Annotated in this window: 14 protein-coding genes and 1 pseudogene; 5 read left to right on the plus strand and 10 right to left on the minus strand. The window is 66.9% G+C overall.

All coding sequences use genetic code 11. The features are described 5' to 3' along the window. Positions 1 to 37: 37 nt before the first annotated feature. Both ACLQ3C_RS18700 and ACLQ3C_RS18705 read left to right on the plus strand, forming a co-directional pair. Complete coding sequence (locus ACLQ3C_RS18700) at positions 38 to 1,360, plus strand: citrate synthase (protein ID WP_425706597.1); 1,323 nt, start codon at positions 38 to 40, stop codon at positions 1,358 to 1,360. 89 nt (positions 1,361 to 1,449) lie between these two features. Beyond that, positions 1,450 to 1,818 (plus strand): FKBP-type peptidyl-prolyl cis-trans isomerase, encoded by a 369-nt coding sequence (locus ACLQ3C_RS18705; protein WP_425706598.1) that lies wholly within the window; start codon positions 1,450 to 1,452, stop codon positions 1,816 to 1,818. A gap of 86 nt (positions 1,819 to 1,904) precedes the next feature. Here the strand turns inward: ACLQ3C_RS18705 and ACLQ3C_RS18710 are convergent, their stop codons facing one another. After that, positions 1,905 to 2,945: an Lrp/AsnC family transcriptional regulator gene (locus tag ACLQ3C_RS18710; RefSeq protein WP_425706599.1), complete on the minus strand. Its 1,041-nt coding sequence runs from the start codon at positions 2,943 to 2,945 to the stop codon at positions 1,905 to 1,907. A gap of 127 nt (positions 2,946 to 3,072) precedes the next feature. Here ACLQ3C_RS18710 and ACLQ3C_RS18715 point away from each other — a divergent pair, with 127 nt between their 5' ends. After that, positions 3,073 to 4,533, plus strand: coding sequence for an MFS transporter (locus tag ACLQ3C_RS18715; RefSeq protein WP_425706600.1), 1,461 nt, complete (start codon positions 3,073 to 3,075; stop codon positions 4,531 to 4,533). Between the two features lie 9 nt (positions 4,534 to 4,542). On the opposite strand, the pseudogene ACLQ3C_RS18720 reads toward ACLQ3C_RS18715, so the two are convergent. The 5 genes and pseudogenes from ACLQ3C_RS18720 to ACLQ3C_RS18740 all read right to left on the minus strand — a co-directional run bounded on the left by ACLQ3C_RS18720 (position 4,543) and on the right by ACLQ3C_RS18740 (position 8,891). Continuing rightward, positions 4,543 to 5,713, minus strand: a pseudogene (locus ACLQ3C_RS18720) (ABC transporter permease). Between the two features lie 47 nt (positions 5,714 to 5,760). Further along, complete coding sequence (locus ACLQ3C_RS18725) at positions 5,761 to 6,672, minus strand: ABC transporter ATP-binding protein (RefSeq protein ID WP_425706601.1); 912 nt, start codon at positions 6,670 to 6,672, stop codon at positions 5,761 to 5,763. Then, the gene (locus ACLQ3C_RS18730; protein ID WP_425706602.1) at positions 6,669 to 7,313 is read right to left on the minus strand and encodes a hypothetical protein; all 645 of its coding nucleotides are present in this window, start codon (positions 7,311 to 7,313) and stop codon (positions 6,669 to 6,671) included. Before ACLQ3C_RS18730 ends, ACLQ3C_RS18725 begins: the two co-directional genes overlap by 4 nt. Positions 7,314 to 7,365: 52 nt before the next feature. Next, a complete protein-coding gene (locus ACLQ3C_RS18735) occupies positions 7,366 to 7,662 on the minus strand; it encodes a helix-turn-helix transcriptional regulator (protein ID WP_425706603.1) in 297 nt (98 codons plus the stop codon). 80 nt (positions 7,663 to 7,742) lie between these two features. After that, positions 7,743 to 8,891 (minus strand): NAD(P)-binding domain-containing protein, encoded by a 1,149-nt coding sequence (locus ACLQ3C_RS18740; RefSeq protein ID WP_425706630.1) that lies wholly within the window; start codon positions 8,889 to 8,891, stop codon positions 7,743 to 7,745. A gap of 126 nt (positions 8,892 to 9,017) precedes the next feature. Between ACLQ3C_RS18740 and ACLQ3C_RS18745 the strand changes: the two genes are divergently transcribed. Together ACLQ3C_RS18745 and ACLQ3C_RS18750 are read left to right on the plus strand one after the other, a co-directional pair. Continuing rightward, the gene (locus tag ACLQ3C_RS18745; protein ID WP_425706604.1) at positions 9,018 to 9,749 is read left to right on the plus strand and encodes an enoyl-CoA hydratase; all 732 of its coding nucleotides are present in this window, start codon (positions 9,018 to 9,020) and stop codon (positions 9,747 to 9,749) included. A gap of 129 nt (positions 9,750 to 9,878) precedes the next feature. After that, the gene (locus tag ACLQ3C_RS18750) at positions 9,879 to 11,717 is read left to right on the plus strand and encodes a purine-cytosine permease family protein (RefSeq protein ID WP_425706605.1); all 1,839 of its coding nucleotides are present in this window, start codon (positions 9,879 to 9,881) and stop codon (positions 11,715 to 11,717) included. On the opposite strand, the gene ACLQ3C_RS18755 is transcribed toward ACLQ3C_RS18750, so the two are convergent. The 4 genes from ACLQ3C_RS18755 to ACLQ3C_RS18770 form a co-directional block, all read right to left on the minus strand. Beyond that, positions 11,685 to 12,785 (minus strand): XdhC family protein, encoded by a 1,101-nt coding sequence (locus tag ACLQ3C_RS18755; protein WP_425706606.1) that lies wholly within the window; start codon positions 12,783 to 12,785, stop codon positions 11,685 to 11,687. The genes ACLQ3C_RS18750 and ACLQ3C_RS18755 overlap by 33 nt on opposite strands. A 180-nt stretch (positions 12,786 to 12,965) precedes the next feature. After that, entirely contained in the window at positions 12,966 to 14,297 is a 1,332-nt protein-coding gene (locus tag ACLQ3C_RS18760; RefSeq protein WP_425706607.1) for a D-arabinono-1,4-lactone oxidase, read from the minus strand. Beyond that, the gene (locus ACLQ3C_RS18765; protein ID WP_425706608.1) at positions 14,294 to 15,556 is read right to left on the minus strand and encodes an alanine racemase; all 1,263 of its coding nucleotides are present in this window, start codon (positions 15,554 to 15,556) and stop codon (positions 14,294 to 14,296) included. The genes ACLQ3C_RS18760 and ACLQ3C_RS18765 overlap by 4 nt, the downstream gene beginning before the upstream one ends. Continuing rightward, the gene (locus ACLQ3C_RS18770; protein WP_425706609.1) at positions 15,553 to 16,191 is read right to left on the minus strand and encodes a TetR/AcrR family transcriptional regulator; all 639 of its coding nucleotides are present in this window, start codon (positions 16,189 to 16,191) and stop codon (positions 15,553 to 15,555) included. Before ACLQ3C_RS18770 ends, ACLQ3C_RS18765 begins: the two co-directional genes overlap by 4 nt. Positions 16,192 to 16,312: the final 121 nt, after the last annotated feature.

The raw sequence follows: 16,312 nt of genomic DNA on the forward strand, positions 1-16,312 counted from the left end.
AGAGGAAAATCTCGCACCTGAGTAAAGGGGTCCACGAGTGTCCGCGCAGACAGTCCCGACCGACGGCACAACCGATCCGGCTTCGGCAACATTCACATATCCCGGTGGGCAACTCGAGCTCCCGATCCTGAAGGCCACCGAAGGCAGTGATTCGGTCGAGCTGGGTAAATTTCTGTCCGATACCGGCCTGACGACCTTCGACAGCGGGTTCGTCAATACCGCGGCCACCAAGTCGGCGATCACCTACATCGACGGCGACGCGGGCATCCTGCGTTACCGGGGGATTCCGATCGACCAGCTCGCGGGCAAGTCGAGCTTCCTGGAAGTCAGCTACCTGCTGATCTACGGCGAGTTGCCGACCGCCACCGAACTCGAGGAATTCACCACCAAGATCCAGCGGCATACGCTGCTCCACGAGGATCTCAAGCGTTTCTTCGACGGCTTCCCGCGCAACGCGCATCCGATGCCGGTGCTCTCCAGCGCGGTCAACGCATTGTCTGCGTACTACCAGGACTCGCTGGATCCCAAAGACCCCGAGCAGGTGGAACTGTCGACGATCCGTTTGCTGGCCAAGCTGCCGACGATCGCGGCCTACGCCTACAAGAAGTCGGCCGGCCAGCCGTTCCTCTACCCGGACAACTCGATGAGCCTGGTCGAGAACTTCCTGCGGATGACCTTCGGCTTGCCCGCCGAGCCCTACGAGGTCAACCCCGAGGTGGCCAAGGCGCTCGACATGCTGTTCATCCTGCACGCCGATCACGAGCAGAACTGCTCCACGTCGACGGTGCGCCTCGTCGGATCGAGCCAGGCCAACCTGTTCACGTCCATCTCCGGCGGCATCAACGCGCTCTGGGGTCCGCTGCACGGTGGCGCGAACCAGGCGGTGCTCGAGATGCTCGAGGAGATCAAGAACTCCGGCGGCGACACCAAGGCGTTCATGACGAAGGTCAAGAACAAGGAAGCCGGCGTGAAGCTCATGGGCTTCGGGCACCGCGTGTACAAGAATTACGATCCGCGTGCGGCGATCGTGAAGAAGACCGCCGATCAGATCCTGGCCTCGCTCGGTGTGCAGGACGATCTGCTCGACATCGCCAAGGGCCTCGAAGAGGTCGCGCTGTCCGACGACTACTTCATCGAGCGCAAGCTCTACCCGAACGTCGACTTCTACACCGGCGTCATCTACCGGGCGATGGGCTTCCCGACCCGCATGTTCACCGTGCTGTTCGCGCTCGGCCGACTGCCCGGCTGGATCGCACACTGGCGTGAGATGAGCTCGGATCCCTCCGGCAAGATCGGGCGTCCGCGCCAGCTCTACACCGGCTATACCGAACGTGACTACGTGACACTCGGGGATCGCTGAACGAGGCGACCGAGACATTCGGTACCGACGGCCCCGCACGGGCACCCGATACCGATGACCCTGCACCGACGACTCAAAGGAGAGTCCCGATGACCAGTGCCGAAAAGCCAGAAGTCGAATTCCCCACGGGCCCGGAGCCCACCGAACTCGAGGTCGTCGATCTCATCGAAGGTGACGGCTCGCAGGCGCAACGGGGCGACGTCGTCGACGTGCACTATGTCGGTGTCGATTTCGAATCCGGCGAGGAATTCGACTCGTCGTGGGACCGCGGTCAGTCGGCCCGGTTCCCGCTCGAGCGGCTCATCCCGGGATGGCAGGAAGGAATTCCGGGCATGAAGGTCGGCGGCCGTCGTCGCCTGACCGTCCCACCGAACCTCGCCTACGGGCCGGCCGGTACGGGACACCGCCTTTCGGGCCGCACCCTCGTGTTCGTCATCGATCTGCTGGGCGTCGGCTAGACCCACCACTTCCGCTCACTCATTTGCGTCCCGCTCGACGAGATCGTCGAGCGGGACGCAAATCGTTGAGCGGGAAGCCGCACCACCTAGCGCCGGACTCGCCCCGACGCCGACGGTGGTGCCAGCCGGTCGCCGCGGACGATGGTCCCGGCATTCTTGACCTGTTGCCGTAGCGGCATGATCTCATATCCGGTGATTCCGTCGAGCTCGGCGAGGCTTTGGGTCACAAAGGAATACATGTCGTCGGTGTCGGAGTTCATGATCCGCGCGAAGATGTTGGATCGCCCCGTGATGGCCGCCGCGAACGGGATGCGTGGATGGATGCCCAGGGCTTCTCCGACGGTCCGCAGATGGCGCGGGGTCACCGTCAGCCAGAGTGAGGCGCTGCGCAGACCGATGGCGTCGGTCGCCAGATCGACGTGGAAGTACGCGGCCCCCGATGCGACGAGGTGCTCGACGCGGCGGGTCACCTTTCCGGGTGTGCCACCGGTGGCGCGGGCCAGCGTGGAATAGGACAACCGACCGTCTTTTCCCAAGGCGTCCAACAAGATCTGATCCACTACGTCGGTCTTGACGGGTTCGCCGACGGGCGCGGGCTGACAAGAGGTGGCCTCCAGGGCCGCGGTCTGCTCGGCGGTGAGCACGTCGCTCCACATCTCTTGATGCGGATTCGATCCACCGACGAACGTGTGCAGGATCTCCGCCGGTGAGACGTCGAGGATGGGTGCGGCCTTGGGCAGGGCGGCGACGAGGAGTTCGTGGGCATCGGCGTCGGCGGGAACGCGCAGATTGAAGGCCACCTCCCACCCGGCCCCATAGATCGACACCCAGGAGACGTGATCGTCGGCGGCCACCGATCGCGCGATGGCGTCGGTGCCTTCCGGGCGGCACCGGACCCGGACGAACCAGGCGGAGTTCCCTCCGCGATGCGGGTCGGCCGCCATCGTCACGCGCAGGTAGCCTTCGCGGCGCATGCGGCGGTAGCGCCGGGCCACGGTCTGTTCGGCGACACCGAGTACCTCTCCGAGCTCACGGAAGGACACTCGCGGCGAGACCTGCAACGCGCGCACGATTTGTGCATCCAGCTCGTCGAGTGTGGAGGAATTCAATGCTGCTGGACTGCTCATCGTCACGATTCTACGCCCTGGGCGGTCGCGGGAGACTCGACGCAGAAACGGGCTCACACTTGACGCATCCCACCGGCGGGCAACGGCCTCGATCTCCGGTGATGGCATCGAAAGGTACGAAAAAGTCATGGCACGTAAATGGTGGACGTTGGTCGTCGTGTGTGCGGCGACCTTCATGCTGCTCCTCGACGTCACGATCGTGGTCGTCGCACTCCCCGACATCCAGCATGCTCTGGGCGCGAGTTTCAGTCAGCTGCAATGGGTTACCGACGCCTACGCCCTCGCGCTCGCGGCGTTGCTGCTGACGTCGGGATCGATTTCGGACAAATTCGGGAGGCGCCGGGTCTTCTCGATCGGGCTCGTCGTGTTCACGCTCGGCTCGCTGTTGTGCGGCGTGGCGCAGGACCCGACGATGCTGATCGTCTCGCGGGCGTTGCAAGGTATCGGCGGCGCGATGCTGTTCTCGACGTCGCTCGCGCTCCTTGCCGCGACCTACCACGGACGTGACCGCGGAATCGCGTTCGGCGCCTGGGGCGCGATCTCCGGTATCTCGACGGCCCTGGGGCCGGTGCTCGGCGGTGTGCTCACCACCGGCGTCACCTGGCGCGCGATCTTCCTGGTGAACCTGCCCATCGGGATCGCGGCACTGCTGCTCACGCTGCGCATGGTCGACGAATCGCGCTCGCCGCACGCGCGCCGCATCGACTGGCCGGGCGTGCTCACCTTCACCGCGGGGCTCGTCGCCCTCGTCTACGGCCTCACCGAGGCGGGGCAGCGATCCTGGACCGACTCGCTGGTGGTGGGCTGCTTCATCGCCGCCGCCGTGTTGCTGGCGCTGTTCGTCGTGGTCGAATTGCGTGTGGCGCAACCGATGTTCGATCTCTCGCTGTTGCGGACCCCGACGTTCACCGGCGGGTTGCTGGCGGCGTTCGCCATGAACGGCTCGCTGTTCGCCATGCTGCTCTATGTCGTTGTGTATCTGCAGAACTCGCTGGGCTACTCGGCGATGCAGACCGGTCTGCGGCTGCTGGTGATGTCCGGCTGCACGATGGTGGTGGCGACCGTGGCCGGCCGCGCCTCCGAACGCGTGCCGGTGCGCTGGCTCATCGGCCCCGGGCTGATGCTGGTCGGCGTGGGACTGCTCGTGATGGGCGGACTCGACGCCGGCTCGTCGTGGACGCATCTGATCCCCGGCATGATCGTCGCCGGTATCGGCAGCGGACTGGTCAACCCGCCACTGGCCGCGACGGCGGTCGGTGTGGTGGATGTGCACCGGTCGGGGATGGCGTCGGGTATCAACACGACATTCCGGCAGATCGGCATCGCGGTCGGCATCGCCGTCTACGGTTCGTTGTTCAGCTCGCAGATGTCGTCGTCGATGCATGAGCACCCGGCCGGCGGTCAGCATGCCGCCTACGCCGACGCCCTCAACCTGCTGTTCGTGGTCAGTGGCGCCGTCGCGATCGTCGGCGGTATCGGTGCGCTGGCGCTGATCCGTAGCCGGGACTTCGTCGCGCACGCGCCCGCGCCGGCGAATGAAACCGGCAGTGACGCTGCACAAGTCGGCTCCGTGGCGACCGCATCCTGATGCGCCGGCTCACCGTGCCATCGACAGCGCCTCCGACCACTTCACCCGGCTACCGGTGCGCAGGATCGAACGCTGGTAGATCCGGGCGGCAATCCAGGTGGCGATCGCGCACGCCGCCAGCATGAGTACCAGGGAGACGACGATCTGCACGAAATCGGTGTCACCGGTGGCGATCCGGATCGGCATGAGCACCGCGGAGAACGGCGGAATCCACGTCAGGACTTTGATGAAGGTCGAGTCGAGGGCCTGGACGCCGAAGATGCCCGCGTACATCACGGCCATCGACAGCACGGTCAGCGGCATGATCGTCGAGCCGAGTTCTTCCTGCCGGGACACCAGCGCGCCGGCGGCGGCGTACAGCGTCGCGAAGAAGACGAAGCCGAGCAGGAACCACACCAGTGTCGCGGCGAACATCCCGACCGCGGTGCCCGCTATCGTCAGCATGCCGGTGGCGGCACCGGCTATCAGGGCGGTGGCACCCAGCACAATCACCTGCCCGAGTGCGACCACACCGATGCCTACGATCTTGCCCCACATGAGGTGCAGCGGTGTGACGGTCGCGAGGAGCAACTCGACGATGCGCGACGTCTTCTCCTCGACGACGCCGACGGCGATCATGTTGCCACCCAGCATGATCGCCATGATCAGCAGCATCGAGCCGACCAGTGCGATGACGATGCGCTGACCCTTGTCGGCGCTGGTCGGCTGAGTCTGCACGGTGGTGATCGCGGGTGCGGGCAGACTTGCCGCGTCGACGCCGCGCTGAGCGAGTACGGCCGCCAGATTCGTCTGCTGGATCGAGGTGGGAAGCACACTCGACAACGACTCCGAGAGGCCGTCCTTGCTGATCAGGGTGTAGGAACCGGTGGGGGTGACGACCACCGCGGCGTCGAGATCGCCGGAGTCGACCCGGGTGCGGGCCTGTTCGGCGGTGTCGACCGACACCACGTCGACCGGTGTCCCAGCGGCCTTTCCGGCCGCTTCGATGCCCGTCGACAGCGACGTCTGCGGACCGATCAGGCCCACCCGTTCGGTGTCGGTACCGCCACCGCTGAAGGCTTTCCACACGATCAGGCCGATGACGATCACAGCCATCAGCGCGACGGTGCTGATGAGGAACGACTTGGTGCGCGTGCGGGTGTTGATCTCGCGCTGGGCGATCAGCCGTATCCGAGGTCATGGCGCCGGCGCCGGCGCCGGTGTCGGTGGAACTGGGGCTGGGGGAGTTCATGCCGAAACCACCTCTCGGAACATGTCGGTCAGGGACGGGGTGGACGTGGCGAAGCGGTGCACCGGACCGTTTCGCAGCGCGGCGGCGAGAACCTGCTGGTCGTCGACGGCCGCCAGATCGACGCGCAACCGCGTCGTCTGGCCGTAGTGCGTCTCGAGGACACCGGGAATGCCGTCGGCCCAGGCGATCTCGGACCCGGGCCCGGTGACCTCCAGCGTCACCCCACCACGGCGACGCAGGTCGTCGACGCTGCCGAGCGCACGCATACGTCCTTTGGCGACGATGCCGACCCGGTCGCACAGCCGCTGGACGAGGTCGAGCTGGTGGGAGGAGAACACGACGGGAGTGCCCTCGCCCGCCTTTTCTTTGAGGACGTCGCTCATGACGTCGACGGCCACCGGGTCGAGGCCGGAGAACGGCTCGTCGAGAACCAGTACCGCCGGATCGGCGACCAGTGCCGCCGCCAACTGCACGCGTTGCTGGTTGCCCAGCGACAGCTCGCCGACGTTGTCACCGAACCGTTCTGCGACGCCGAGTCGTTCGGTCCAGCGGCGCGCCGACTCGTCGGCATCGGCCGCGCTCATCCCATGCAGGCGGGCCAGGAAGCGCAGCTGGTCACCGACTTTCATCTTCGGGTACAGCCCGCGTTCCTCGGGCATGTATCCGATGCGCCGGCGCGTGGGCAGATCGATGGGCCGATCACCCAGCAGGACCCGGCCCGCGTCGGCGGCGAGCACGCCGAGGATGATCCGCATGGTGGTGGACTTGCCCGCGCCATTGCTGCCGACGAATCCGAAGATCTCACCGGGTTCGACCTGGAAGGTCATGTCATGCAACGCGATCACGTCGCCATAACGTTTGTGCAGGCCGTCGATGATCAATGCTCCGGTCACCGGTGTTCGGCTCATCGGCGCTCTCCTCTCGGGTCGGTGTGGGTCGGGGTGATCGGGGGAGTCGGCGTGGTGGGGTCGTGGCCGAACTCGTCGGCGAAGTCCTCGGGATCGGGGTCGGCCATCCACCACGCGGTGAGCATGGACGGCAGCACCGCGGCGGCGAGCATCAGCGAGATCGTCAGCATCCCCAGCCCATAGATCACCTGGCCGGGAACATGGTCGGGGATCGAGAGCACGATAAGTGCGATGTAGGGCACGAACATCAGCGTGAACAACACGATGAAGGCCAATGACCGCGCCGAATTGCGCTGTGCCAGTTGGATCTCGTCGAGTGCGGTGACCGGCGCGTCGCCGATCGAACCGGTGATGATCCGCAGGGTCCGCTGACAGACGAGCGAGCCGGCCACGCCCACGAGGAAGGGCAGCAAGAACCATGTCGGACTGACAAACGACACCACCGCCCCGGCGAGCAGGATGAGTATGCAGACTGCCTGTGCGACAACAACAGTGCGGTAGCCGCGTCGATTGCGCCAGCGGGTCAGCTGGTGCGCGGTGCGCTGCGCGAACCGGCGGTGCCGATCCCCGCGCCACTGGTCGTACCGACGCCACAGTTCGGGTTTCGCGTCCTCGGGGATCGCCGAATTCGGGTCGTACATCGTGCACCTCCTTCTCGGTGGTTGCTCGCTGAGGCGAGCCGGCGCCGGGCGCTCACTCGGGCCGGCGGCCGGTGCCCTCGCCGTCGGTTCGGCGTGCGTAGAGCTCGGCCGACATCGCCCCGAACTCGGTGCGACTGAACACGGCCTCCACCGGGAGGCCGAAGACATCGCAGATGCGCATCGCGAGGTCGAGGCTCGGATAGTGATCGCCCCGTTCGAGCGCACCCACCGTCTGCACATTGATGTCGACCAGTTCGGCCAGGGCGGCCCGCGTCATCCGCCGTTCGGCGCGCAGGACGCCGATGCGGTTGTAGATCGGGAGCTTGTCACCCCGCCGGACCGGACTCATACAACTAAGTGTTGGGAAAACCCAACAGAATGTCAAGAGAGTTCACCAAACGGTTGCCGAGGAATCGAGCTCTCCAGGGATCAGTGCGTGCCGAGGATCTCGGCCACGTTCCGCGCGGCCTCGCGCCCGGCCCGGTTGGCGCCGATCGTCGACGCCGAGGGCCCGTAGCCGAGGAGCTGCACGCGTGGGTCGGCGGCCACCGTCGTCGCCAACCGCCCGGTCATCGTGATGCCCCCGCCCGGTGCACGCAGATGCAGCGGCGCGAGATGGTCGAGCGCACTGCGGAATCCGGTGTTCCAGAAGATGACGTCGACGTCGAGCTCGGTGCCCGCCGGGGTGTCGGGACCGCCACGGTCCCAGCACACGCCGGTCTCGGTGATGCGGGTGAACATCGGCCGCCAGGCCAGGATGCCGTCGCGCTGGGCGGCGGCGATCGCCGGGGTACGCGAGAGGCCGGTCACCGAGACGACCGACGTCGGCGGCAACCCCGCGCGGACCCGCTCCTCGACGCGCGCGACCGCCGCACGGCCCTCGGCCGGGTTGAACGGACCGGGCCGGAAATACGGTTCGGTCCGCGAACACCAGAAGGTGGTGACGCCCGGCGCCTCGCGCGCGATCTCGATGAGCAGGCCGATCGCCGAGATCCCGGCGCCGACGACGAGTACCCGCTTGCCTGCGAACTCGCCGGGGCCGGTGTAGTCGTGCGTGTGCAACTGCCGGCCACCGAAGTCGGCGATACCCGGGATGTGCGGGATGAACGGCCGGTCCCAGGTGCCCGTTGCGTTGATCAGCGCCCGCGCGGTCACCGCCGAGGCGCGCGGGGAGCCGGGGCCTGCCGTCGGCGCCGCGATGTGCGCCCGGAACCCGTCGCCGTCGTGGTGTACGGAGTTCACGCGCACCGGCCGACGCACCGTCAGCCCGAATTTGTCCTCGTAGCGGCCGAAGTAGTCCGGTACCGCGGTGGCCGCGGGGAACTGGTCGCAGTCGACCCCGAGCGCCTCGACGAGGCCGTATCCGGGCAGATCATGCACATGGTTCGCGCCGGCGAGGGTCAGGGTCGGCCACCGGTATTGCCAGGCGCCGCCGGGATGTGGTGAGCGGTCGAGGACCTGATATCGGCCGCCGAGTCCGAAACGATCGAGGAAGTATGCCGCCGAGAGTCCCGCCTGGCCGCCGCCGATGACGAGGACGTCGGAGTCCGGCCGTACGTTCTCATCGCCCGCTTCGATCGCATCGCCGCCGTCGTCACCACTGTCGGTCCGCACCACGTCAGCCTGTCACGTGGGCGCGGCACGGTGCGTCGGGGTATCCGGGGTCGGACGGCCGCCAGATCATGGCCGGTAGGCTTCCAAGTCATGATTGCGACGAGTGCAGATGGTGCGGTGACGACAATCGAGTTGGATCGTCCCGACAAACGCAATGCCCTCAACGGTGAGGTGATCGAGGCGCTCGGGGCGGCGTTCACCGATGCCGTCGAGTCCGGTGCGCGGGCGATCGTGCTGACCGGTCGTGGCACCGCGTTCTCGGCGGGTGCAGACCTCTCGGGCCCGGTCTACGATCGGGACTTCCTCGATCGGCTCGTCGTCACCTTGGCGCAGATCGAGTCGATCTCGGTGCCGGTGATCGCCGCGGTCAACGGCGCGGCCTTCGGTGCCGGGTTGCAACTGGCCATGGCCGCCGATCTGCGCGTCATGTCCCCCGATGCCCTCGCGGGCATTCCGGCGGCGAAGATCGGTGTGGCGGTGGATGAATGGACGATACGGCGACTCGTGTCACTGGTCGGCGGCGGCCCGGCGCGGGGCATGTTCATCGGCTGCGACAACCTCACGGCCGAGCGCGCCCACGAACTCGGATTCGCCAACCGCGTCGGCGATCTCGCCGACGCGCAGGAGTGGGCCGCGACCATCGCCGAGTTCGCGCCACTCACCCTGGCGCACTACAAAGCCGTCCTCAACGGCGACGGTGCGCGCGATCCGGCGCCCACCGAGCATCGGGCGGCGATGCTGCGTGCCTGGCAGAGCGCGGACCTCGCCGAAGGACGCGCGGCGCGCGCGGAGAAACGCCGGCCGCGGTTCACCGGAAAGTAGTTGTCGCGCACCCGGGTTCGATATGCCCGATTCGCCGTGCGCGTAACATTCCCGAAACATGCCGAGGTATATGCCAGAAACGTCCACCTCCTAGCGTGATCGCAATCCATTGTCCAAGGAGGGGATTGCGTGTCGAAACGACATCATGGGGTCGATGACCTCACCGAAGAGGTAGGCGCGATAGAGAACGCCGAACACAGCATCATCGCCACCGGCGCCCAGGCGGCGGCCGCTCGTGAGTCCCTCGAGGACTACACGCTGCGTTTCGCGCCACGCAGCTACCGCAAATGGGGTCCGGGTGTGGTGGCGATCTCGGCGCTCGGCGGTATCGCCTACCTGGCCGACTTCGCGATCGGTGCCAACATCGGCATCGCCAACGGGACCGGAAATGCCTTGTGGGGCATCCTGTTCTTCGCCGTCGTGATCGTGCTGACCGGCTACCCGCTGGCCTACTACGCCGCGCGATACAACATCGACCTCGACCTGATCACCCGCGGCAGCGGTTTCGGATACTACGGCTCGGTGCTGACGAACGTGATCTTCGCGTCGTTCACGTTCATCTTCTTTGCCCTCGAGGGTTCGATCATGGCCCAGGGTCTGCAACTGGGTCTGCACATCCCGCTCTGGATCGGGTACCTGATCTCCTCGGTGCTGATCATCCCGCTGGTCATCTACGGCATGAACACGCTCGCCAAGCTGCAGGTGTGGACCACCCCGCTGTGGCTGATCATGATGGTGCTGCCGTTTCTGTACCTGGTCATCAAGCATCCCGCGGCGATCGGTGACTTCTTTGCGTTCAGCGGTGTCGATTCCCACGGCCATGCGCTCGGCAAGGGCGTCAGCTTCGCCGGCACCATGCTCGCGGCCGGTGTGTGTCTGTCGCTGATCGCGCAGATCGCCGAGCAGATCGATTACCTGCGGTTCATGCCGCCCCGGACCCCGGAGAACAAGCGCAAGTGGTGGATCGCCACGCTGACCGCCGGCCCGGGCTGGGTGCTCTTCGGCGCCATCAAGCAGATCGTCGGCCTGTTCCTCGCGGTCTACCTGATCGGTATCAGCATCGACAACGCCGGCATCGCCAACCAGCCGGTGCACCAGTTCGTGGAGATTTATCAAGACTTCCTGCCGCACTGGCTGGCACTGACCCTGGCAGTGATCCTGGTGGTCATCAGCCAGGTGAAGATCAACGTCACCAACGCCTACTCCGGATCGCTGGCCTGGACCAACGCGTTCACCCGGGTCACCAAGACGTACCCGGGCCGACTGGTGTTCCTGTTCTTCAACGTCTTCATCGCGATCGTGCTGATGGAGGCCGACATGTTCAGCTTCCTCAACAATCTGCTGAACTTCTACGCCAACTGCGGTATCGCCTGGATCGCGGTCGTTGCCTCCGACATCGCCATCAACAAGTATCTGCTGGGTATCTCACCCAAGCAGCCCGAATTCCGGCGCGGCATGCTCTACAGCGTGAACCCGGTCGGGTTCGGGTCCCTGCTCGTGGCGGCCGGGGCGTCGATCCTGGTGTACTTCCACGTGTTCGGCGATGCGATCCAGCCGTACTCGCCGCTGGTGGCGCTCGTGCTCGCGGTGGCCATGCCCCCGATCCTGGCGTTGGCCACCAAGGGTAAGTACTACCTGCGCCGCACCGATGACGGCATCGATATCCCGATGTACGACGAACACGGCAACCCGACCGATGTGCGGCTGCTGTGCTGCGTCACCGGCATCGAGTTCGAGCGGCCGGACATGATCGCCTCGGCGGTACCCGGACCGAACGGTGAGAAGCAATACATCTCCTCGCTGGCGCTGTCCTGCGACCGGTCGGGTGAGCATGTCCTTCCCGCACAGGATGATTCGGGACCCACCAGCTCCGGCGCCACCTCCGACATCCCGGTCGGCGCCGATGGAGCGGTCGGGGACAAGACGGTCGGGGAATCAGCCGTGGATGGGGCCACCCCCCAGGGTTAGCGACCTTCCCGAGGCGTCGTGCCGGTCGGCGATCAGTTGCGCGGCGATCGACACGGCGACCTCGGCGGGGGTATGGCCCCCCAGATCCAGGCCGAGTGGCGAGCGCAACCGTGCCAGCGCGTCGTCGCTCACGCCCGCATCCGTCAGGCGTGCGTTCCGGTCGGCGACGGTACGGCGGGAACCCAGCGCCCCGACGAAGCCGATTCGGTTGGTGCCCAGGGCGACCCGCAGCGTGGGGACGTCGAACTTGGTGTCGTGGGTCATCACGCACACGCAGGTCGAGCGATCGGTCCGGCCCTGCGCGATCTCGTCGGCGAGGTAGCGGTCGGGCCATTCGACGATCACCTCGTCGGCGCCGGGCAGCCGTGCCGGGGTGGCGAAGACCGGACGGGCGTCGACGACGCTCACCCGATAGCCCAGCGTCGACCCGAGGGTGGCGAGTGCCCGTACGAAGTCGTTGGCGCCCACCAGGATCAGCCGCGCTCGCGGCGCGAAGGTCTGGACGAACGCACGAGGGCGAGCCTGGCCCGAACCCGGCACATCTGCGGCAGTCGACTCGTCGCAGTCGTCGACGCCGACGATTCCGCTGCGCCCGGTCGCCAGCAGATCGGCGATGTCGGCGTCGAGCCGGTACCAGGGCCGACGGCTCTCTCGGGTGGCCGAATACCAGGCCGGGGCATCCGAGAGGGTGGTGGCCCAGGCGATCGGGGTGCCGTCGTCGATCGCAGCGGCCAGTCGCCGCAGCTCGGGCAGGTGTGTCGCGTCGAGGCGTTCGACGGCGACCTCCATCTCACCGCCACACGTCAGGCCGATCGCGATGCCATCCGGGTCGGCGACGCCGAAATACTCGACGGTCGCGATCCCGTCGGTCAACACCTGCTGCGCGCTCTCGACGATCGCCGATTCGACGCACCCGCCCGAGAGGGAGCCGATCACCTCGCCGTCGGCGGTGATCGCCATCGCCGACCCGACCGACCGCGGCGCCGCGCCGGTCGTCGAGATCACCCGGGCCAGGGCGACGGCACCATGCTCGAGGCGGTGTATCAACGCCGGCAGGACATCACGCATCCCTCCAGTGTCCGACGCGGTGCCCGAAGGCGCCAGTCGAGCGGTGGGGAGAGGACCGGATTCGGCCGATCCAACGATTCAGTGCCGTAGATCGATGTCGCTGGGTGACACCGATCTACGGCACAAGTGAATCTGCCTATCAGCCGTTGTGCTGACCCACGGGGGCCGCGCCGGTGGCGGTCAGGACCCGAGGACCTGCTCGAGGTACGGATTGGCGAACACCCGGTTCGGGTCGAACTGGTCACGCACCGCGCGGAATTCGTCGAACCGCGGGTACACCGACCGCAGATACTCAGCGTCGCGGGTGTGCATCTTGCCCCAGTGCGGCCGGCCACCATGGTCGGTCATGATCGCCTCGGCATCGGCGAAATACGCGGCGGCGTCGGTCGGATCGTCGTGGTGATAACGGTGCACCGCGATGTAGCCGCGCGGGCCGCCCGATGCGGTCGAGAGCATCAGATCGTCACCGGCGGCCGCCCGGACCTCGACCGGGAAGCTGATGCGGTAGCGCTTGCGCTCGATCATCTGCCGCAGTTCACGCAGTGCCGACGGGGTGGCTTCCAGTGGAACCGCGTATTCCATCTCGCGGAACCGGACCGTGCGTGACGAGATGAACACGCGGTCGGATCGTTCGGTGTAGGTGCGGGCCGAGAGCACCCGGCCCGAGACCTGACTGATCGTCGGGACGGCTGCGGGCACGCGAGAACCCAACGCGCACAACACTCGATACACGCGGTTGGCGAGGATCTCGTCGTCGACGTAACGGCGTACCCGGCCGGCTCCGGAGGGTGTGGCGAGACCCTCGAGCCGGGTGTTGGTCTTGCCCAGCGCACATCGGGTGTGCGGAAACCAATAGAACTCATGATGGTCTTGTGTCGCAACGCGTTCGGTGAAGCCGTCGATCGCGTCGTCGGCGTCGAGGGGATACTCGTCGGCGCGGATGGAGAAGACCGGAACGCACTGGATCGTCAGGTCGACGAGGATGCCGAGTGCGCCGAGGCCCAGCGCCACCGCCGCGAGTCGCGGATCGTCCTCGGCCACCGTGACGATCTCACCGGTACCCGACACCAGGGTGGCGCCGACGATCTGAGTGCTGAGGCCGCCGAAATCCAGTCCGGTGCCATGGGTTCCGGTGGAGGTGGCACCAGAGATCGTCTGCCGGTCCACATCTCCGAGGTTGGCCATCGCCAAACCGTGGGCGCCGAGCAGGTCGGGGATCTCGTAGAGCCGGGTACCCGCACGGAGCGTCACACGCCGCGCGGCCTCGTCGACGCCGATGAGGCCCTGCAACTGCGACATGTCGAGCTGGGTCGCCGGCGCGAGCGCGATCGGGGAGAAACTGTGCCCGGCACCGACCGCCTTCACGGTCGAATTCGCTTGCACCGCACGGCCGACCAGATCGGCGATGTCGTCGGCGCTGCCGGGAGACTCGACGGCGGTCGGCGTACATTGCGCGGTGCCGCCCCAGTTACGCCATGGCCGTGCGGCAGCCGTCCCGTTGGAGACCGTCACAGAAAACACTTCCCCTCTCCGCGGTATGTCGGTACCGCCTCCTCGACCCGCGCGGTGCCGTCGGCATCTCGGGCGATCTTCACCACCTGCGGTGAACGTTCGCACACCTCACCGGATTTGGTGTGCCGGAACCACACCCGGTCACCGATGGACAGCCCTGCGGTGCCGGGGCCGTGCAGCGGTGTCTGTACCTCGCCGGCGGCCTCGGTGCCCACATATCGCAGATCCGCCGGCCACACGGGCCGGGGCAGCCGGTCGGCGGCCGGCGGTCCCGAGGCGATCCAGCCGCCACCCGCGCAGGTGACGTAGCCGGGGGCGGGAATCCGGACGACATCGAGTCCGAACGCGAGTGCCGGTGCCGGCCGAAAATGGTGATAGGTGTCGAAGAGGTGGCCGCCGAAGACGCCGCTGCCCGCGGCGATGTCGGTGACCGAGGAGTCGCGCGCCGTCTGCTCCAGCGAGCCCGTGCCGCCGGCGTTGACGATCTCGAGCGGTGCGATCTGGTGCAGCGCGGCGACGATCCGGCCACGGCGGCGGCGGATCTCGGTCATCGACAGACGCTGCATTGCGCCGACTGCGTGATTCTTCATGGCCTTGCCCGGCACGTCGTCACCGACGCCGGCCACTTGCGCCTCATAGGACATGACGCCGACCAGGTCGAAGCCGGGGCGGTCCACGATGTGGCGGGCGAGTGCGAGCGCGCCCTCGCGATCGTGGACGGGCGAGCGGCGCACACCGATGTGTACCCGGCCGCCGAACAGGCGCAGCGAGGCGTCGATGTCGATCGCGACCCGCACACTCGGCCGCGCCTGCGCGCCGGTCACCGCGTCTATCGCGTCGAGATGCTCGGTCGAATCGACGAGCAGAGTGACCCGCGACGTAGCGATCTCGTCGGCCAGAAAATTCGCCAGTGCGGTGGTCCGCACCGTCGGATATCCCATCAGGACGTCGGTGATGCCGGATCGTGTTGCCAGCCAGCGGGCTTCGTCGAGGTCGTACGCCAGCACGCCGGCGAACCCGGGGCGTGCGACGAGGTCGGCGATGACAGAACGGACGCGTAGGGACTTCGACGCCAGGCGGATCGGCACGCCCCCCGCGCGGCGCAGCAGATCGGCCACGTTGTGTTCGAGGGCGGCGGAATCGAGAACGAGAGCGGGACTGTCGATGCCGCCGGCGACGACGGCCTCGGTGAATCCGGTCCAGTACCGCTGTGGATCGCGGTCCCATAATCCCGGACCGGCGGCTGCGGTGTCGCTCATGAGGTCCCGCCGGCCGATCCGTCGTCGGCAACGACAAACGACATGACCTGGCGGACAAGGGAATCCATCAGGGTGTCGACAACGTCGTCGTCGGCGGTGCTGAGGTAGATCAGGGTGATCGAGATGAGCGCACCGATCATCGTCGGAGCGATGGAGGTGGCGGGTGCGGTGAACCGCACACCGTATCGGGCCGCTCCTTCGTCGAGGCCGACGGCGGCGACCGCGTAGAGATCCTCGTACATCTTCATGCCGTGCCGCTGCAGTTCGGGATGGTTGTGTGCATATATCCCGAGGGAGATGGTGGCCTGCAGGCGTCCCGGGTCGGCTTTGAGCATCGCGTAGAAGGCCTCGAGCTGGCGGCGCATGTTGGCCTCCATGACCTCCACCGCGGAGCCCGCGAGGGTGTCGTCGGACGCCTGGATCGTGTGCAGCATCTGGGTGATGTCGGTGGGGACGGCTGTCTCCATCACCGCGCACAGCAGAGCCGTACGCGACTCGAAGGCGTAGTGGAAGCTGGCGAGCGGCATGTCGGCGTGGGCGCAGATCCGGCGCGTGGTCGCACCCTCGACGCCGTGGTCGGCGATGACCCGGTAGGCGGCCTCGACGAGCGCCGAGCGCCGATCCGTGACGGACATCCGTGCCAACGAAGAATCACTTCCCGACCGCATGTGAACCGGCACATGCGCGAATTGGTTGCAGACGAGAAGGTTACCAAGCCGTCCGCCGGAATTTCTGCGATACCCGAGCAGCGATACC

The sequence above is a fragment of the Gordonia sp. DT30 genome, assembly GCF_049844915.1.
Classification (GTDB): domain Bacteria; phylum Actinomycetota; class Actinomycetes; order Mycobacteriales; family Mycobacteriaceae; genus Gordonia.